Annotated in this window: 21 protein-coding genes; 18 read left to right on the top strand and 3 right to left on the bottom strand. The window is 65.9% G+C overall.

Going from position 1 to position 18446, the window contains the following annotated elements; translation table 11 throughout:
* Positions 1 to 13 precede the first annotated feature (13 nt).
* From ABOA88_RS22145 to ABOA88_RS22060, 18 genes are all read left to right on the top strand, one after another.
* On the top strand, positions 14 to 1990 hold the full coding sequence (locus ABOA88_RS22145) for a cytochrome D1 domain-containing protein (protein WP_196171080.1): 1977 nt from the start codon (positions 14 to 16) through the stop codon (positions 1988 to 1990).
* Positions 1987 to 2652 (top strand): SCO family protein, encoded by a 666-nt coding sequence (locus tag ABOA88_RS22140; RefSeq protein ID WP_196171081.1) that lies wholly within the window; start codon positions 1987 to 1989, stop codon positions 2650 to 2652. The genes ABOA88_RS22145 and ABOA88_RS22140 overlap by 4 nt, the downstream gene beginning before the upstream one ends.
* On the top strand, positions 2649 to 3326 hold the full coding sequence (locus tag ABOA88_RS22135; RefSeq protein WP_367852108.1) for an SCO family protein: 678 nt from the start codon (positions 2649 to 2651) through the stop codon (positions 3324 to 3326). Before ABOA88_RS22140 ends, ABOA88_RS22135 begins: the two co-directional genes overlap by 4 nt.
* A 5-nt stretch (positions 3327 to 3331) precedes the next feature.
* Positions 3332 to 4858 (top strand): ABC transporter substrate-binding protein, encoded by a 1527-nt coding sequence (locus ABOA88_RS22130; RefSeq protein WP_367852107.1) that lies wholly within the window; start codon positions 3332 to 3334, stop codon positions 4856 to 4858.
* An 11-nt stretch (positions 4859 to 4869) separates the two neighbouring features.
* Positions 4870 to 5511, top strand: coding sequence for a SurA N-terminal domain-containing protein (locus ABOA88_RS22125; protein WP_196171084.1), 642 nt, complete (start codon positions 4870 to 4872; stop codon positions 5509 to 5511).
* Positions 5512 to 5777: 266 nt separating this feature from the next.
* Positions 5778 to 6308 carry a response regulator gene (locus tag ABOA88_RS22120; protein WP_367852106.1) on the top strand — a complete coding sequence of 177 codons (531 nt, stop codon included), beginning with the start codon at positions 5778 to 5780 and terminating at the stop codon, positions 6306 to 6308.
* A 68-nt stretch (positions 6309 to 6376) separates the two neighbouring features.
* On the top strand, positions 6377 to 8173 hold the full coding sequence (locus ABOA88_RS22115) for a GspE/PulE family protein (protein WP_230388065.1): 1797 nt from the start codon (positions 6377 to 6379) through the stop codon (positions 8171 to 8173).
* Positions 8154 to 8936 carry a hypothetical protein gene (locus ABOA88_RS22110; RefSeq protein ID WP_196171087.1) on the top strand — a complete coding sequence of 261 codons (783 nt, stop codon included), beginning with the start codon at positions 8154 to 8156 and terminating at the stop codon, positions 8934 to 8936. Before ABOA88_RS22115 ends, ABOA88_RS22110 begins: the two co-directional genes overlap by 20 nt.
* 1 nt (position 8937) lies before the next feature.
* On the top strand, positions 8938 to 9480 hold the full coding sequence (locus ABOA88_RS22105; protein ID WP_196171088.1) for a pilus assembly protein: 543 nt from the start codon (positions 8938 to 8940) through the stop codon (positions 9478 to 9480).
* On the top strand, positions 9467 to 10018 hold the full coding sequence (gene pilO / locus ABOA88_RS22100) for a type 4a pilus biogenesis protein PilO (RefSeq protein ID WP_367852105.1): 552 nt from the start codon (positions 9467 to 9469) through the stop codon (positions 10016 to 10018). The genes ABOA88_RS22105 and pilO overlap by 14 nt, the downstream gene beginning before the upstream one ends.
* A complete protein-coding gene (locus ABOA88_RS22095; RefSeq protein WP_367852104.1) occupies positions 10018 to 10527 on the top strand; it encodes a hypothetical protein in 510 nt (169 codons plus the stop codon). The genes pilO and ABOA88_RS22095 overlap by 1 nt, the downstream gene beginning before the upstream one ends.
* Positions 10524 to 12380: a secretin N-terminal domain-containing protein gene (locus ABOA88_RS22090; protein WP_196171091.1), complete on the top strand. Its 1857-nt coding sequence runs from the start codon at positions 10524 to 10526 to the stop codon at positions 12378 to 12380. Before ABOA88_RS22095 ends, ABOA88_RS22090 begins: the two co-directional genes overlap by 4 nt.
* Positions 12377 to 12850 (top strand): type II secretion system protein, encoded by a 474-nt coding sequence (locus ABOA88_RS22085; protein WP_367852103.1) that lies wholly within the window; start codon positions 12377 to 12379, stop codon positions 12848 to 12850. Before ABOA88_RS22090 ends, ABOA88_RS22085 begins: the two co-directional genes overlap by 4 nt.
* Positions 12851 to 12855: 5 nt before the next feature.
* On the top strand, positions 12856 to 13230 hold the full coding sequence (locus ABOA88_RS22080; protein ID WP_196171093.1) for a type II secretion system protein: 375 nt from the start codon (positions 12856 to 12858) through the stop codon (positions 13228 to 13230).
* Positions 13205 to 13732, top strand: coding sequence for a type II secretion system protein (locus ABOA88_RS22075; RefSeq protein WP_196171094.1), 528 nt, complete (start codon positions 13205 to 13207; stop codon positions 13730 to 13732). The genes ABOA88_RS22080 and ABOA88_RS22075 overlap by 26 nt, the downstream gene beginning before the upstream one ends.
* Positions 13729 to 14130, top strand: a complete 402-nt coding sequence (csgE, locus tag ABOA88_RS22070) for a curli production assembly/transport protein CsgE (RefSeq protein ID WP_196171095.1) — start codon at positions 13729 to 13731, stop codon at positions 14128 to 14130. Before ABOA88_RS22075 ends, csgE begins: the two co-directional genes overlap by 4 nt.
* A complete protein-coding gene (locus tag ABOA88_RS22065) occupies positions 14127 to 14546 on the top strand; it encodes a curli production assembly/transport component CsgF (RefSeq protein ID WP_196171096.1) in 420 nt (139 codons plus the stop codon). Before csgE ends, ABOA88_RS22065 begins: the two co-directional genes overlap by 4 nt.
* 28 nt (positions 14547 to 14574) lie before the next feature.
* Positions 14575 to 15414: a CsgG/HfaB family protein gene (locus ABOA88_RS22060; protein WP_196171097.1), complete on the top strand. Its 840-nt coding sequence runs from the start codon at positions 14575 to 14577 to the stop codon at positions 15412 to 15414.
* Positions 15415 to 15550: 136 nt separating this feature from the next.
* Here ABOA88_RS22060 and alkB read toward each other — a convergent pair whose 3' ends face one another.
* The 3 genes from alkB to ABOA88_RS22045 all read right to left on the bottom strand — a co-directional run bounded on the left by alkB (position 15551) and on the right by ABOA88_RS22045 (position 18432).
* Positions 15551 to 16195 carry a DNA oxidative demethylase AlkB gene (gene alkB / locus ABOA88_RS22055; RefSeq protein WP_367852102.1) on the bottom strand — a complete coding sequence of 215 codons (645 nt, stop codon included), beginning with the start codon at positions 16193 to 16195 and terminating at the stop codon, positions 15551 to 15553.
* Between the two features lie 292 nt (positions 16196 to 16487).
* Positions 16488 to 17933, bottom strand: coding sequence for a curlin (locus ABOA88_RS22050; RefSeq protein ID WP_367852101.1), 1446 nt, complete (start codon positions 17931 to 17933; stop codon positions 16488 to 16490).
* A 19-nt stretch (positions 17934 to 17952) separates the two neighbouring features.
* On the bottom strand, positions 17953 to 18432 hold the full coding sequence (locus ABOA88_RS22045) for a curlin (RefSeq protein WP_196171100.1): 480 nt from the start codon (positions 18430 to 18432) through the stop codon (positions 17953 to 17955).
* Between the last annotated feature and the right edge of the window lie 14 nt (positions 18433 to 18446).

Below are 18446 nucleotides of genomic sequence, written 5' to 3'. Positions count from 1 at the left end.
AGGGGGAGCGCGCATGAACAAGAAGACTCGTCCCGCCTACCTGGGGTTGATGGTGGGGTTGACGTTGATCGGCCTGGGCCTGGCCTACGACAAGCTGTGGTGCGACCCGCGCGAGCTGCTGCAGGAGCAGGCCGATCCCCAGGGCATGCACCGGCTCAGCCGGGACGGCGTGACCGTGGAGTTCGAGGCGCGGCCCCTCGATGGCGGCGAACTGCGCGAGGGCAACTTCGCCAACATCCGCTTCAAGGTCAGCGACCAGACCAGCGGCCAGCCGCTCTCAGGGATGGCCCCTGGCGCCTGGCTGGACCCGGCCCAGTCGGCGCCGTCCGGCGATCGCGAGAGCAGCTGCAAGGCGCGGGTGGCGTTGTTTCTCAAGAGCAGCATCGGCGCGCGGCCGTTGCTGGATCTGAACAGCTACTTCCTGCTGGTGCTGAACAAGGATGCCAGCCTCACGGTGATCGACCCCACCGTCTCGGTGGGTGGGGTCACCAGCACCCTGGCGCGCATCGACCTGCCAGGCCGGCCGATGGACTGGGTGGCCACAGGCGATGACCGGCAGGTGTTCGTTTCCATGCCCGAGCGCAACCAGGTGGCGGTGATCGACACCGAGACCTTCACCCGCGTGGCCAACCTGGAGGCGGGCGACCAGCCGCTGCGGGTGGCCCTGCAGCCGGACCAACGCCGGCTGTGGGTGGGCAACAACAGCGCCGACCCGGCCAAGGGAGGGGTGACGGTGATCGATGTGCCCAGTCGCACCACGCTCAAGACCTTCGTCACCGGCTCCGGGCATCACGAGATCGCCTTCAGCAGCGACTCACGCTACGCCTTCGTCAGCAACCGCGACGCCGGCACCCTGAGCATCATCGACATCGCCGACATGCGCCTGGCCAAGACCCTGCAGGTGGGCCCCCATCCGCTGTCGGTGGCCTATTCGGCGCTGTCCCAGGCGGTGTACGTGGCCGATGGCAAGGAAGGCACGGTGCGGGTGGTCGACGCCCGCAGCCACCAGCTGCGCAACACAGTCAAGGCTGAGCCGGGCCTGGGGCCGATGCGTTTCAGCGAGGACGGTCGCTACGGCATCGTGCTCAACACCCTGGAAAACCAGGCCCTGGTGATCGACGCGAGCAACGATCAACTGATTCACCGCATCCCGGTCGCGGCCGAGCCGTACCAACTGACCTTCACCAAGGGCTATGCCTACGTGCGCGGTCTGGCCTCACCGAAGGTCAGCATGATCAACCTGGCCAGCCTGGGGGGCGGGCGTGAGCCGATCATCCAGGGCTTCGAGGCCGGTCCCGCCGCGCCGCGCCAGGCAGGTGACCTGCCGTTGGCACAGGGGCTTACCGTGGCCCGCGACGACAACTCGGTGTTCGTGGTCAACCCGGTGGACAACACCACGTACTTCTACGCCGAGGGCATGAACGCCCCGATGTCGGGCTACAACAACCGAGGGCACCAGGCCCGCGCGGCGATCGTGGTCGACCGCAGCCTGCGCGAAATCGCCCCAGGGGTGTACGGCTCGACGGTGAAACTGCCGGCAGCGGGCACCTTCGACGTGGCGTTCCTGCTCAACCAGCCACAGATCATCCACTGCTTCAGCACCCAGGTCTCGGCAGCGCCGGACGCGGTCAAGCGCAAGGGGGTGCATGCCGAGTTCCTGGGTAACGAGCAGCCTGCATTGCAGAACACTGCCTATATCGCCCGCGTGCGCATCCTCGGTGACGACGGTGAGCCACGCCTGGGCCTGCGTGACCTTAGCCTGCGCTACTTCCTGGCGCCTTCGTCGATGCCGCGCAACCTGCCGCTGCAAGAGATGGGGGACGGTGTTTACCAAGGATCGCTGCAACTGGCCGAGACGGGCGCCTGGTACCTGCACGTGCAGTCGCCGACCTTGGGCCGCAAGTTCGCCGAAGAGAACTACACCAGCCTGCGCGTCCTGCCGGCCGCCGCACCTACCGCTTCCCAAGGGGAACCCAGGAGTGTGAGATGAACGCCAAGCTCGCCTGCAATCTGCTTGCCCTGAGCCTGCTGCTCGGTGGCGAGCACGCCCTGGCCCACGCCGGGCATGACCACAGCGGCCACGCCGAGCAACCGCCGGCAGCCCGTCAGGAGAAGGCCAGCGTGCGCTTTGCCGACGTGCCGTTGCTCGACCAGAACGGCATGCCGGTGCGCCTGGAGAAGGACCTGGTGGGCGACCGCCTGGTGGTCATGGGCTTCATCTACACCCGTTGCACCACGGTCTGCCCGGTGGTTTCGTCGATCATGTCCAAGGTCCAGCAGCAGCTGGGTGGACGCGTGGGCGAGGAGATCCAGCTGGTGTCGATCAGCGTTGACCCCCAGCGCGATGATTCCAAGCGCCTGCTTGGCTACGCCAAGGCATTCCAGCATGGCCCGGGATGGAGCTGGTTGACTGGCTCGTCCTACGCCATTACCGAGACGCTCAAGGGCCTGGGCAGCTTCAGTGCCGACCTGAGCCAGCATCCGCCGTTGATCCTGGTCGGTGACGGGCGCAGCGGCCATTGGACCCGTTACTACGGCTTTACCGATCCGGGCGTGCTGATCAGCGAAATCAACCGCCTCAGCGCCCGCCGGGTGCACGCCAAGAGCACCGCCATCGCCGGCGGACCGGACAGCCAGGAGGTGCAGCCATGAGCAGCTCGACGATTCGCCGCGCCGGCATGCGGGGCCTGGATTGGCTGACCCTGGTCGGCTGCCTGTGGATCCTCGCTTCGGTGGCCTTGGCCCATGACGGCGCCCATGACGGGAATGCGCCGAGCGCGCCCCAGCCACAGCCCGCGCCCCAAGCGATGAGCAGCGGTGGCGGCACCCGCGATGCGCAGACCTGGTTCACCGACACCGTGCTCAAGGACCAGAACGGGCGTGAGCTGCGCTTCTACAGCGATGTGCTCAAGGACAAAGTGGTGATGCTCAACGTCATCTTCACCCACTGCAACGACGCCTGCCCGCTGATCACCCGCAAGCTGCGCGAGGTACGCGAAGCCATGGGCCCTGAGCTGGCCGGGCAGGTCACCTTCGTGTCCATCAGCAGCGATCCGCTCAACGACACCCCCGAGGCGCTCAAGGCCTTTGCCCAGAAACAGGGTGCGGATGGACCGAACTGGCTGTTCCTGACCGGGGACAAGGCCAATGTCGACCTGGTGCTGGGGCGTCTCGGGCAGTTCCTGCCCAGCCCCGAGCAGCACTCTACCCAGTTGATCGCCGGCGACGTGGCCGGCAAACGCTGGAGCAAGATCCGCCCTGACGCCCCGCCCGTTGCCATCGCCCAGCGCATGCAACTGCTGGCCCAGCCCCTGGCGGGACGGTGAGCGCCATGCGCCTGCTCCTGCCCCTGACGTTATGGCTCGGCCTGTTCGCGAGCCACGCGGCGCTGGCCTTGGACTTGACCGAGCAGGAGCAGGCGGGCAGGCGCTTGTACCGCGAAGGGGTGTCCAGCAGCGACGCGCAGTTGATGGCCCGGGTGGGCGCCAGCGACATCAGTGTGCCGGCCAGTGTGCTGCCGTGCGCCAGTTGCCATGGCAACGATGGCCGTGGCCGCGCCGAAGGCGGGGTACGCCCGCCGAGCTTGGATTGGCAGCGCCTGGCCTTGGGGCAGGGCGAGCGTGAGGCCAATGGCCGGCGCTACCCGGCCTATGCCGAGGCAAGCCTGGCCCGTGCCATCGGGCAAGGCGTTGACCCGGCTGGCAACCGCCTGGATCCGGCCATGCCACGTTTCGAATTGACCCTGGCCGACCAGCGCAACCTCACCGCCTACCTCAAGCGCCTGGGCCAGGAACGCGACCCCGGCGTGGAGGAACACGTGTTGCGCCTGGGCACCTTGCTGCCGGCCAGCGGGCCGCTGGCCGACGCGGGCAGGGTGGTGCGCGCAGTACTGGAGGACGGCTTGGCGCAACTCAACCAGCAAGGCGGGCTGCATGGCCGGCGGCTGGAGCTGGTGGTGCTAGACCCGGGTCAGACGCCCGCCAGCGCCGAACAGGCCCTCGAGCGTTTGCTCGACGACGCGCAGGTCTTCGCCCTCATCGCGCCGTTGGCGCCGATGCTCGACGCGCGCCTGGGCAGCGTACTCGAACAACGTGGCGTGCCGCTGGTCGGCAGCCCCCCTGGCAGTGGTGCCAGTGCGCAGATCTTCGACCCTTTGCCAGGCCTGCCCGAGCAATTGCTGAGCCTGGCCGGTTTCGCCCGTGATCGCCTGGGCCTGGGGCCTGACGGGCTGCGGGTGGTCTATGCCGGCAGCGAGCAGGCGGCACCTGCCGAGGCGCTGCGCCAGCGACTGCTCGCCGCCGGCTGGACGCCGGGGCCGGTGCAGGCCTTCTCGGGCCAGGCGGTGGAGGGCGAGGGCGTCGTTTTCCTGGGGCGCGCCCAGGTGTTTGGCGAGTTGGCGCAGGTGCAGCAGGCCGCAGGCCGCAAACCCTACCTGTTCGCAGCCTCGAGCCAGGTCGCAGGCGCCCTGGCGGGGTTGCCTGCCGACTGGTCGCAGCGGCTGTTCCTGGCCTATCCCTTCACGCCCCAGGACTGGACCGAGCAAGGGCGGGCCGCGCTCAATGGGCTGCGTCAGCGCCAAGGCCTCGATGGCCGCCAGGCGTCGTTGCAGGTCAGCACCCGCTGCGCGCTGCTGCTGATGACCGAGGCCCTCAGACAGGTAGGGCGGGACGCGAGCCGGGAGCAGTTGGTGCGTGCCCTGGAGGGGTTGCACGACCTGGACACCGGCCTCACGCCGGCGCTGGGATTCGGCCCAGGCCGGCGTCAGGGCCTTGCCGGTGCCCACGTGGTGGCGGTGACGCTGCCTGGCCCGCAGTTCCAGACTGTCGCCGCGTACAAGCCACTGCCCGTCACCCCTTGAAGGAGGTCGTCATGCGCATCGTGTTGCTGTGTCTGCTGCTGGGATTTGCGCCGTTGAGTCAGGCGGACGTCGCCGTGGCGAGGGTCAATGGCGTCGAGATCAGCAGCATGCGCCTGGAGCGCTATTTTGCCGAATACCTGCAGGACCAGGGGCGCCCGGTCGCCAGCATTCGCAGCCCTAGCCTGTACAAGCGCTTGCGCGACCAGGCCCTGGACGAGCTGATCGACAAGGAGCTGCTGTGGCAGGAGGCCCAGCGTCGTGGCGTGGTCGTCAGCGAGGACAGCGTATCGGCCCGTATCGCTGAGCTGGAGCGGGCCTTCGGCAGCCCTGCGGTGTTCGAGCAACGTCTGGCCGAAGCCGGCTTCGATAGGGCCGGGTACGCCGACTACACTCGTCACGAGATGGCCGCGCAGCAACTGTACGCCCAGATGACCGCCATCGATGAGCCCACCCCAGCGCAGGTCGAAGCCTTCTATCAGGCAAACAGGGAAAGATTGCAACGGATGCAGAACCAAAGTACCAATACCTTAGTCGAACGAGAGCAGGGTCTGGCCTTGGCCAGGCTCGCGCTCGTGGACGAGATTCAGGCCCAGGCCCGCCAGTCGGTGCGTAAGCGCTTGCGTGAAGGTGCGAAGGTGGAGCTTGCCGACTGAATGTGAGAGGCCGCTCGCACATTGCGCAGCCACGGGCTTGCCCGGCAGGGGGTTTTCCCCAATGCTGGGGGTAAGCGATCGGGCAAAGTGCCATCAACTTCCCCGCAAGTGGGGGAGTCGGTCCTCGCCTGGATTGGGTGATACCGCAAAATCAACGACTTACAGTGGTGCGACATGACTATTCACGCCTGGCACGAAGGATGCTCAAGCCTATACAAGGCCGAACACCCTAGACCGGGCAACCGGGCAGTTCTTGGGAGTCGACCTTGGTGAACAGAGTATTGGTAGTCGATGACGAACAGACCCTTGCGCAGAACTTGCAGGCTTACCTGCAGACGCAAGGCCTGGAAGTCCATGTCGCCCATGACGGTGCCAGTGGCATTGCCCAGGCTCAGAGCCTGACACCGGATGTGATCGTGCTGGACTACCGCTTGCCCGACATGGAGGGGTTCAAGGTCCTGGAGACCGTGCGCAGGAGCATGCAGTGCCATTTCGTGCTGATCACCGCCCACCCGACCGCCGAGGTCCGTGAGCGGGCCGCGGCACTCGGTGTCACCCATGTCCTGTTCAAGCCGTTCCCATTGGTGGAACTGGCCCGCGCGGTAGCCGACCTGACCGGCCCACAGCGCCAGACCCGGGCAGCGGACACACAGGCCGAGGGGTTCGTCGAACGACGCCAGAACAGGAACCAGACGTTCCCCCTGCAGATGTACGATGGCAGCTGGGTACTGGCCGACCGCCGACGCAACGGCGTGAAGCCTCCCACACCTGACGACGAACTGCTCACCGGGGAATAGCGGCGCCCGCGGCCACCCCGGCAACCCCGAGCCAGCCTGCGACGCGCCCCTGAGCGGAGTCGCAGGCCATGTCAGACGTCGTCGATACAGCCCAAGCACCCCAGCCTGCACAGGGTCCTTCGCGGGTAAACCCGCTCCTACAGGATCTTCATTGCCTTGAGGAACGCGCTGAGCCTGTGGGAGCGGGTTTACCCGCGAACGATGCGCCACGGATTTGTGCCTACCCCCGCGAACTGCTAGCCCAGGCCCGCCTGCAAGCCGGTGACGAACGCCTGCTCAGCTGCCTGGCGCGCCTTGCCTGCGACGACGCCGCCACCTTCACCCAACGCCTGGCCGCCACCCTCCATTACCCCGTCCTCGACAGCCAGGCACTGTTCGCCAGCACGCCGCTGTTCGAGCAGGTCAGCCTGGCACAGTGCCTCAAACGCGAGTTCATCCTGGTCCAGCACCAAGGCCAGGCCGTCGGCGTGTTCGCCGACCCCTTCGACAACACCCGCCTGGCCTGGATCGACGATTGCCTGCAAGGCGCGCCGCTTTACCTGGCCCACGCCGCCGACATCGCCGCCTTCCTGGCCCGCCAGGAGGAGAGTTTCCATGCCGTCGACGCCCTGGAGCACGATGCCGAGCCCGGCACAGAGACCGATCCGCTGCAACGCCTGTCGCTGACCAGCATCAGCGAAGACCAGAGCAAGGTGGTCAAGCTGGTCAACTCGACCCTCTACGACGCCCTCAAGCAGCATGCCAGCGACATCCACCTGGGCATGACCGGCCAGGGGCTGACCATCAAGTACCGCATCGATGGCGTGCTCAACGGTGCTGGCAAGGCCAGCGGCAGCGCCTTCGCCGACCAGGTGATCTCGCGCATCAAGGTCATGGCCGAGCTGGACATCGGCGAGAAGCGCGTGCCCCAGGATGGTCGCTTCAAGGTGGCGGTGGGCGAGCGTCAGATCGACTTCCGCGTCTCGATCATGCCGAGCATCTTCGGCGAAGACGCCGTGCTGCGGGTACTGGACAAACAGGACCTGTCCGACCGGGTCAGCGGTGTGCAGTTGCAGGCCCTGGGCTTTGCCGACCACACCCTGGTGGCCCTGCGCCGCCTGGCCGCCGAGCCCTACGGTATGATCCTGGTCACCGGCCCCACCGGCAGCGGCAAGACCACCACCCTCTACGCGATGATCAGCGAGATCAACCACGGCGTGGACAAGATCATCACCATCGAAGACCCGGTCGAGTACCAACTGCCGGGCGTGCTGCAGATTCCGGTCAACGAGAAGAAGGGGCTGACCTTCGCCCGGGGCCTGCGCTCGATCCTGCGCCATGACCCGGACAAGATCCTGGTCGGCGAGATCCGCGACCCGGACACCGCCCAGATCGCCGTGCAATCGGCGCTGACCGGGCACCTGGTGTTCACCACCATCCACGCCAACAACGTCTTCGATGTGATCGGCCGCTTCAGCCAGATGCAGGTCGACCCCTACAGCTTCGTCTCGGCGCTCAACGCCGTGCTGGCCCAGCGCCTGATTCGCCTGGCCTGCCCGCACTGCGCGGTACACGCCGAGCCGGATGACGAAACCCTGGCCGCCTCGGGGCTGACCCGCGAAGGCGTGGCCGGATGGACCTTCGTTCGTGCCCAGGGCTGCGGCCAGTGCCGTGGCAGTGGCTACCGCGGACGCAGCGCCATCGCCGAATTGCTCCACCTGGATGACGACCTGCGGCAGATGATCGTCGAGCGCCGGCCCCTGTCGCAGATCAAGTCGCTGGCTTGCCAGCGTGGTCTGCGTCTGCTGCGCGCCTCTGCCCTGGACCTGGTCCGCGAGGGCCGTACCACGCTTGAGGAGATCAACCGTGTCACATTTATCGCTTGATCGCTATTGCGCCGTGCTCGGCGCCGAGGGTGTCGGCCTGGGTCGCTGGCACGCCAACCAACACCAGTGGCTGGGCAGCCGCGCCTTCTCCTGCGATCCCGCCCAACCGGCCTGGGCACCGGCACTTGAGGCCCTGGCCGAATTGCTGGCCGAACATGCGCCACGGGGGGCCCAGTTGCGGGTGCTGCTGTCGGCACGCTACAGCCGCTTCTGCCTGGTGCCCTGGAGCGATGCCATCGGCCATCCGCGTGAGCTGGACGCCTACGCCCGGGCCTGCTTCGAAAACCTCTACGGTCAGTCGCTGGACGACTGGCGCATCGTGCTCTCGCCCGAGCCGGCAGGTGCCTCGCGCATCGCCACGGCCTTGCCCGAAGCGCTGCTGCAGGCCCTGCAGGCACTGGGTCGGGAAAGCCGCCTGAGCCTGCGCTCGGTACAGCCCTACCTGATGGCCGCCTACAACCGCTGCTCGGCGCAACTGGAGGAGGGCGATTTTCTCTTCGTGCTCGCCGAGCCACGGCGCAGTGTGTTGCTGCTGGCCGCCGGTGGCGCCTGGCAACAGGTACTGGCCCAGGGCTGCGCCGACAATGACCAGGCGCTGCAGGCGCTGATCGAACGCACCTGTGAGCTGTACGGCGAACACCTGCCCAGGGTCTACCTGCATGCGCCGGGGCGAGGGGATGTGCCTCGTTTGGCCGCCGTGCAACTGTGCCAGCCGGCAGGCGACAGCGATCCGCTGTGCGCCATGTGGCGGGCGGTGGCTTGACATGCGCCGCCTCGATCTGGAATTCCAGCCAGCCCCCAGCAGCCCGATCGCCTGGTCGCTGTTGACCTTGGGGTGCGCCGTACTGGCAGCGATGCTGCTGGTCGAGCAGCACTTGCAGGACGAACAAGCGGACCTTCAGGCCCGGGTCCACCTGCTCGAACAGCAACTGGGGCGCCGCCCGGTCAATGCCGCCCCCCTGAGCAGCGCCGCCAGCCGCGAGCAGGCCGAACAACTGGCGCAGATGCGCAGCGTCTCCCAGCAACTGCAACGGCCCTGGCAGCAACTGTTCGCCATGCTCGAGGGCATGCCCCAGGAAGATGTGGCGCTGCTGAGCCTGACCCCCGATGCGCGCAAAGGCCAGGTCCGTATCGCCGCCGAAGCCCGCAACCTGGAAGCCATGCTGCAGTACCACCAGCGCCTGGAGCGCAGCGAGGAACTGCGCGATGTCTCGCTGCTCAACCACGAGGTAGTGGCAGGCCAGCCCGAGCATCCGGTGCGCTTCAACCTGACCGCTACCTGGGAGACCGGCCATGCGCGTCCCTAGCCTGATTCTCCATGAGCGCCTTGCGCGCCTGGGCCGTGTCGGGTGCGCCGCAGTCGCCGTCGGCACGCTGGCGCTGCTGGTCGGGGTCACCTGGGTGCTGCCGCAATGGCAGGCCGTGCGGGAACTGCGGGCCAGCGAGGCGGATGCGGCGGTGCAGGTGCAACGGGTCAAGCGCGGCGAGCTCAAGGTGGCGGTCCAGCCTGAGCAGCAGGCGCTGGACAGCCTGCGTCAGCAACTGCCTGGCCAACCTCAGGCCAGTGAGCTGATCGAGCGGTTGTATCACCTGGCCAGCGCCGAGCGCATCAGCCTGGCGCGTGGCGAGTACGCCCTGGGCGTCGACCCGAAAACCCAGCTGGCGCGCTACCAGATCGTGCTGCCGGTGCGTGGCAGCTACCCGCAGATCCGCGGTTTTCTCCAGGCACTGCTCGGCCAGGTGCCGACCTTGGTGCTTGAGGACCTGGAGCTGCAGCGCAAACGCATCGGTGAGCGCGAACTCAACGGTCGCCTGCGCATGACCCTTTACCTGTCGAGGTCGTGATGAACACTCAACGCGCGGTGATGTGGGTCGGCTTTCTCGGGCTTTCAGGCGCTCTGGCCTGGGCGCCAGGGCACTGGTTCGGCGAGCAAGACAGTGTCGAGCCCTTCGCGGGTAAGCCCGCGCCTACGGCAACCGGCGCCCGCACATCACCTGTGGCAGCGGATTTGCCCGCGAAAGGAAAAGCAAAGGCCTCAACAGACCTGTTCCCGGCCCAGCAATGGACCGCGCCAAAAACCATGGCCACCGTCACCGAGCAACCCGTTGCCCCGGCGCCGGTGGTGGAGGCCGCACCCACCGCCCCGGTGTTGCCGTTCCAGTTCGTCGGTCGCCTGGGGGATCGCGACGACCTGCAGGTGTTCCTGCAAAACGGCGAGAAACTCTATGTCGTGCGCCAGGGCGATGTCATTGAACACACCTACCGCCTCGACCGGATCTCGGCCACTGAGCTGGACCTGGTCTACCTGCCTTTGCACCAGTCACAGACATTGTCTGTCGGGAGCGCACCATGAAGCCTTCGAAGTTGTGCAAGCCTGCTCCGTTCATGATGCTGGCATTGTGCGTGGCCCTGGCGGGCTGCGGCTCCAGCGGTACGCGCAAGGACAGCGCCGAGCTGATGAAGGAGGGCCAGTACGAGGCGGGCATCGCCATGCTCGAAGACGCGCTGCGTGAAGACCCGCGCGACACCGAGCTGAACATCGCCCTGGCCCATGGCCGCCAGCAGGCTGTCGAAGCGCTGCTGACCCAATCCGACGCAGACCGCATCCGCCATGACTTCGCTAGCGCACGCATGGGCTATGGCCGGGTCCTGACCATCGAGCCGAACAACCGCCGGGCCCAGGAAGGCATTCGCCAGCTGGAGCTGGTGCGCAACCTCGACGAACGTGTTGCCATGGGCCAGGCGGCGCTGCGCCAGGGCGACCTGTTCGGCGCCGAGCGCTACATGCGCGATGTGCTGCGCCTGGATCCGCAGAACCAGAAGGGCATTGCGCTGCGCAGCGACATCGAGAACGTCCAGGCGCGCACCGCGCAGCCGTTCCCACAGCTACGCAGCAAGCTGGAGCGCCCGGTGACCCTGGAGTTCCGCGACGCCAACCTCAAGACCATCTTCGAGGTGCTGTCCCAGGTCGCCGGGATCAACTTCATCTTCGACAAAGACCTGCGCCCGGACATGAAAGCCACCATCTTTGTGCGCGATGTGCGCATCGAGGACGCCGTGGCCCTGCTGCTGGAGCAGAACCAGCTGCACCAGAAGATCGTCAACGATAACACCCTGCTGATCTACCCCGACTCGCCGCAGAAGACCAAGGACTATCAGGAACTGGTCATGCGTACCTTCTACCTGACCAGCATCGACGCCAACACTGCGCTGAACATGGTCAAGACCATGCTCAAGACCCGCGATGTGTTCGTCGATGAACGCCTGAACACCCTGACCATGCGCGATACCCCCGACGCCGTCCGCATGGCCGAGAAGCTCCTGCAGTCCCAGGACCAGTCCAACCCGGAAGTGGTGCTGGAGGTGGAGGTGATGGAGGTGGCCCGGTCGCGCATCCTGGACTTGGGCCTGCAATGGCCCAGCACCTTCGGTGTGCTCAACGACGAGGGCAACCCGGTCAGCGTGCTCGACCAGCTGCGCGGCATCGACTCCAGCCGAATCAGCATTGCCCCGGCGCCCCAGGCGAAGATCAACGCCGCCGACAAGGACATCAATACCCTGGCCAGCCCGGTCATTCGCGTCAGTAACCGTGAGCAGGCGCGCATCCACATCGGCCAGCGGGTGCCGATCATCAGCGCCACGTCGGTGCCGTCGACCCAGGGCCCGGTGATCACCGAAAGCGTTACCTACCTGGACGTGGGTCTGAAACTCGAGGTGCAGCCTACCGTGCACCTGAACAACGAAGTGGCGATCAAGGTGGCCCTGGAAGTGAGTAACGCCACACCGCTGGAGCCGACCCGCCAGGGCACCATCCCGGTCCAGGTCGATACCCGCAACGCCCAGACCAGCCTGCGCCTGCACGATGGCGAGACTCAGGTGCTGGCGGGCCTGGTACGCAACGACCTGACCTCCAGCGGTAACAAGATCCCTGGCTTGGGTGACATCCCGGGCCTGGGCAGGCTGTTCGGCAGCAACCGCGACGACAAAAGCAAATCCGAGCTGGTGCTGGCGATCACCCCGCGCATCGTGCGCAACCTGCCGTACCAGAGCCCGTCGGACATGGAGTTCGCCACGGGCACCGAGTCGAGCCTGCAGGTCCGTCAGCAGATGATGGCCCCGGTGGCGCAGCCTGAGGCCGAGCCGACCCAGGGCGCGGTCGCCACCGTCCCGGCCGCGGTCACCACCCCAGTGGGCCCACGGCCATGAAACGCCAGCAGCGGGGGTTCAGCCTCATCGAAGTGGTGGTGACCCTGGCACTGCTCGGGTTGCTCGCCAGCATGGCCGCGCCCTTGACCGAAACCGTGGTGCGCCGGGGCAAGGAGCAACAGCTGCGCGAAGCGCTGTATCAGATTCGCGATGCCATCGACGCCTACAAACGTGCCTTCGATGCCGGTTACATCGAGAAGCGCCTGGACAGCAGTGGCTACCCGCCGAGTCTGGAGGTGCTGGTGGAAGGGGTGCGCGACGTGCGCAGTGCCAAGGGGGCGAAGTTCTACTTCCTGCGGCGCATCCCCCATGACCCGCTGGTGGCGGTCAAGCGTGAGGACGACGGGGGCTGGGGCCTGCGTGCCTACGACAGCAGCGCCGACAATCCGCGCGATGGCAAGGACGTCTTCGATGTGTACTCCAAGGCCAGCGGCATTGGCCTGAACGGCATCCCCTACGGGCAATGGTGACGGTCATGAAACGCAACCGTGGCTTTACCCTCATCGAACTGCTGGTGGTCCTGGCGATCATCGCCACCCTGATGACCATTGCCTTGCCGCGCTATTTCAACAGCCTGGAGGCCTCCCGCGAGGCCACGCTGCGCCAGAGCCTGGCCGTGCTGCGCGAGGCCCTGGACCATTACTACGGCGATACCGGCCATTACCCCGAGTCCCTGGAGCAACTGGTGGAGCAGCGCTACCTGCGCAACACCCCGGTGGACCCGATCACCGAACGCAGCGACGCCTGGCAACTGGTGCCACCGCCGGAGGGAGTGACCGGTGGGGTGGCCGATATCAAGAGCGGGGCAACGGGGAGGGCGCGTGATGGCAGCCTCTATGCCGAATGGTAAGGCCTGCGCGGGCTTCACCTACCTGGGCGTGCTGTTTCTGATCGCGGTCAGCAGCATGGCCCTGGCCGCCACCGGCACCCTGTGGGCCACGGCCGCCCAGCGCGAGCACGAGCGCCAGCTGCTGTGGATCGGCGGCCAGTACGCCCAGGCGCTGCGCAGCTACTACCGTGCATCGCCAGGCCTGGCCCAGTACCCGCAGGCGCTGGAAGATCTGCTGGAGGACAATCGCTTCCCATCGCCCCAGCGGCACATCCGCCGGTTGTACCCCGACCCGATCACCAGGGGCGAAGCGTGGGGCCTGCTGCGGTCGGAGGACGGGCGGATCACCGGCATTCACAGCCGTTCGGATGCCACGCCACTCAAACGCAGTGGATTCGATGCCCAGTGGTCCGGTTTCGAGGGGCTCGAGCACTACAGCGACTGGCAATTCGTCGCTGAGCAGCCGTTCGCCGAAAGCAGCGGTGCTGCACGCACCCACAGCGGCCCGGGAGATACGCCATGAAACCGTTCGCTGCCCTGTGCTGGCTGTGCCTGCTGCTTGCCTTGCCTGGCACCTCGGCCCATGCCGATGCCGAGGACGAGATGAAGGGGTTCATCGTCGACAACACCATCTCGCACATCGGGCACGACTTCTACAACGACTTCACCGACCGCCTGCGCGCCACGAGCCGCCTGGACTTCAACCTGGTGGTGCGCGAACGCCCTGATGCACGCTGGGGCAGCTTGGTGACGGTGGAGTATGAACGCGAGGTGTTGTATCGGCGCTTTTTGCCGCCCAACACCACGCAACTTAAAGACGAGGCCATCGCGGCAGCGGACCTGGTCAAGCAGCAGATCATCGAGCACAAGCTCCGGCGCCTGCTGCAGGACACCACTGATCTGGAGAGGGACGAGCTATGAGCAACCATATTCCCCGGTGTGTCGCCGTCTGCTTGCTGGCCGGCCTTTGCGTCGGCCATGCCCAGGCCACGGAGCTGGTGTACACCCCGGTCAACCCGGCGTTCGGCGGCAATCCGCTCAATGGCACCTGGCTGCTGAACAACGCCCAGGCCCAGAACGATTACGAGGACCCGGACCTGAAGGATCGCACCTCGGCATTTGGCGGCACCTCGGCCCTGGAGCGCTTCAGCAACCAGCTTGAATCGCGCTTGTTGTCCCAGTTGCTGGACAACATCAGCGACGGCAAGACCGGCAGCATGTCCACGGATTCCTTCCTGATCGATGTGATCGACGATTCCGGCGCCCTGAGCATCAGGGTCACCGATCGTGCGACAGGGGAAGTCTCGCTCATCAAGGTCAGTGGCCTGAACCCGTAAGGGGCAGGGTCGACAGGGGAGAATGACCATGAAACGTTTGCTTAGCACTCTGCTGATCCTCGCCACCTTGCAAGGCTGCGGCCTGCGCGAGCCGATGCCCGCCGAACAGGATACGGATACTCCGACCCTGACCCCACGGGCCTCGACCTACTACGATCTGATCAACATGCCACGGCCCAAGGGCAGGCTGATGGCGGTGGTGTACGGCTTCCGGGACCAGACCGGGCAGTACAAGCCGACGCCGGCAAGTTCCTTCTCCACCAGCGTCACCCAAGGTGCGGCGAGCATGCTGATGGACGCCTTGAGTGCCAGCGGCTGGTTCGTGGTCCTGGAGCGCGAAGGCCTGCAGAACCTGTTGACCGAGCGCAAGATCATCCGCGCTTCGCAGAAGAAACCCGACGCCCCCTTGAACATCCAGGGCGAGTTGCCGCCGCTGCAGGCGGCCAACCTGATGCTCGAAGGCGGCATCATCGCCTACGACACCAACGTGCGCAGCGGCGGGGAGGGTGCTCGCTACCTGGGCATCGACATATCCCGCGAGTACCGCGTCGATCAGGTGACCGTGAACCTGCGGGCGGTGGATGTGCGCAGTGGCCAGGTGCTGGCCAATGTGATGACCAGCAAGACCATCTATTCGGTCGGTCGCAGCGCCGGGGTGTTCAAGTTCATCGAGTTCAAGAAACTGCTCGAAGCCGAGGTGGGCTACACCACCAACGAACCGGCGCAGCTGTGCGTGCTGTCGGCGATCGAGGCGGCAGTGGGGCACCTGTTGGCCCAGGGCATCGAGCGCCGGTTGTGGCAGGTGGCGGATGCGGGGGAGGGCAACGCCCAGGTGGACAAGTTCTTGAGCCAGAACCAGCAGCAGTGATTGGCTGAACTGGCCTCTTCGCGGGTAAATCGGAGCGCCGAACCGCCGCTCCCACAGGTACAGCTTCGCCCCCCGATGCGGTGCGATCCTTGTGGGAGCGGGTTTACCCGCGAACAGGTCAGAGCGCTGTATACCGTCAACGCGCCTTGCGCAGTGTCAGGTTGATCCGCCGTTCACCCATCCTCGGATGCACACCAGGCTTGATCGGCATCACCCCGTGATAGCGCAGTCGATCCTCGCCTCCCCATACCAGTACGTCGCCGTGGCTCAAGGGTATCCGTTGAGTCCGGTCCGAGCGCTGCAGCCCACCGAATAGAAACACCGCTGGCAACCCCAGGGACAGCGACACGATCGGCTGGCCGAAATCGCGCTCGTCACGGTCCTGGTGCAAGGTCAGGCGGGTGCCGGGTACGTAGTGGTTGATCAGGCAGGCGTCCGGGACGAAGCCGTCAAAACCGGCAGCGCAGGCGGCGCGATCGGCAAGGTCGAGCAGGGCTTGGGGCATGGCCGGCCAGGGCAGGCCGGTCTTGGGATCGGTGGGGCTGTAGCGGTAGCCTTGCTCGTCGCTGACCCAGCCCTGGGTGCCGCAGTTGGTCAGGGCCACGGCCATGTGCAGACCGCCTGGGGTACGCATGTGCCGAAAGGGCGCGGCGCGCAGCACCGGGCGCAGGGCATCGAGTACAGCCTCGATTTCGGCCAGGGCGAAGCCTGGCAGCAGCACCGTGTGGCTGGCCAGGCGTTGCGGCTGGTGGCCGAACAGGTCGAGGTCGGATTGGATCATGGGGTTGGCGTCGGTTGGGTCTGCACGCATTGTAATGCTGGCGGCTTGTTCGTGGGCCAGTCGAAGCGACGAACCGCCTGCCTGCGTGGCGTCAGCGCTGCTGCATTTGCGGGTAACCCCGCCCCCGCAGGCTCATCGCACTCCTTGTGGGCGAGGGTTTACCCGCGAAAGGGACAGCGGCGACCTTAAGCCAAACGCTATGGCATGGAAGCGGGATTACCGCCAAAGAAGGGGAGTAAAAAGGAACCGCGGCGCCAGGGAGAGGGAACACCGCGGTCCAAGGGGGGACCCGTTACTGCTGGGTGACGATGGCAGTGTTGGTGCTGCCGTACTGAGTGATGGCGGCGTTCTGGTTCATGTTGCTCTGGGTGACGGTCGCCAGGTTGCCGGTGCCGCCCTGTGTGACATAGGCGACGTTGGCGACATCGCTCTGGGTGATGTTGGCGGTGTTGCCACTGCCATACAGCTGGTAGGTGTAGCTCTGGTTGCCCTGGCCGGATTGGTCGAGGTTGATGACGTTGCCATTACCGGCGCTCAAGCCCTCGGCATAGTTACCGCTGTCGCGTTGCGCGGCGATGAGCAGGTTGTCGCTGCCGTTCTGTTCGAAATACAGCTCGTTGTTGCTGTCGACCTGGTTGGTCTCCATGGTGTTGCGGTTGCCTTTTTGCTCCAGCTTGGCCAACTGATTCATGCCTTCCTGGTTGAAGTTGGCGCTGTTGGCGTTGCCGTTTTGCTTGATCACGGCCTTTTGGTCGGCGCCGAACTGGCCGCCGAACTTCTCGCCCTTCCAGTTGCTGGCCAGGACTTTGTTGCCGTTGCCGGTGGTGTTGATGGTCAGGCTTTGGTTCTCACCGGTCTGGTAGGTGTAGTGCAGGTTGTCCTTGCCGTTCTGGGTGATGTTGACCCCCGAATTGTTGGTCTCGAACTGGTCCGACCAACTGGCGTTGCGCTGGCCGTTCTGGGACACATTGGCGCTGTTGCCCTGGCCGAAGCTCTGGTCGATATAGACCTCGTTGAGCTGGCCTTGCTGATAGACACTGGCCTGGCTGGCGACCTGGGTGTCCTGCCAGACCTCCACGGAATGGCTGCTGCCAACCTGCTGGATGTCGATGGTGCCGCCCAGGCCGTTGCGCTGGTCGCCGTAGGCCCAACTGGCCTGGCCCTTCTGCTGAATGCTGATGTCGCCGTTGTCGTGGAGTATGTGTTCGCTGGCGGCAGTGTTGCCGCTGCCTTCCTGCATGATCAGCGCGCGGTTGTTGGTGCCACCGATCAGTTGCTCGACCACGGCGTCGTTGCCACTGCCTTGCTGGAGTGTGGTGGCCTGGGCGCCGGTCTGGAACTCCTGGAAGACCTTGGACATGTTGCCAGTGCCCTGTTGCACCTGCAGCACTTGGTTGTCCTGGCCGAGCGACTGGCTGGAGAAGTTGTCGTTGAGGGTGCCTCCGGAGCGCTGGATGGTGGTGCTGCCATTTTCCATGATCTGGTCGGCGTAGCCGGCGTTGTACGAACCGGTGGCACTTTGGCTGATGTCGCTGGTGCTGGTGTCCTGCACGGCGAGGTGATTATGGCCCTGCCCGGTCTGGTCCTGGGTGACCGAGGCATAAGGCGCCACGTTTTGCAGGACTTCGGCGATGTTTTCCTTGCCTTGCTGGTTCTGGGTCGAGGTACTGTCATCGGCCATGACCTGGCCGGCAATCGCCAGAACAATGGCGGCGCTTAGGGGAGCGAGCTTGAACATGGTGGTGCCTCCAGGTGTATCAGTATTGGGTGATCTGAACGTGCTGGCCGTTGCCGGCCTGGGTCACGGCGCTGGTGAGCCCCGTGCCGCTCTGCTGGATGTTGGCGGTGTTGTAGTTGCCGAACTGCTCGATCGACGCGGTGTTGTTGCTGCCACTCTGGCGGATCGCCGCGTTGTTACCCTGGCCTTGCTGGACGATCGAGGCCAGCAGGTCGATGCCTTCCTGCAGGATGTACGCCTCCTGCGCGCCGCCACTCTGGACGATCCGGCCCAGCAGGGCCTGACCGTTCTGGTCGAGGGCGGCACGGTTGCCTGAACCTTGCTGCTCGATCATTGCCAGCTGGCCGGCGCCAGCCGGCAGCAGGCGCATGATCACCGGTTCGCCGAGGTCGTTGCCGGCCGCGAGGTCGGCATTGTCCATCAGGTCATCGGCCCAGCCGGGCTGGAGGGCCTGCCCCGCCAGGGCCAGGCAGAGCAGCAGTGGGTTCAGGCGTTTCATGGCGGCCTCCCGGG

The organism is Pseudomonas sp. PKS, from assembly GCF_051913525.1.
In the GTDB taxonomy this organism is placed as follows: Bacteria; Pseudomonadota; Gammaproteobacteria; order Pseudomonadales; family Pseudomonadaceae; genus Aquipseudomonas; species Aquipseudomonas guariconensis_D.
The sequence above is the reverse complement of the archived record's forward strand: the minus strand, read 5'-3'. Positions and strand labels throughout refer to the sequence as shown.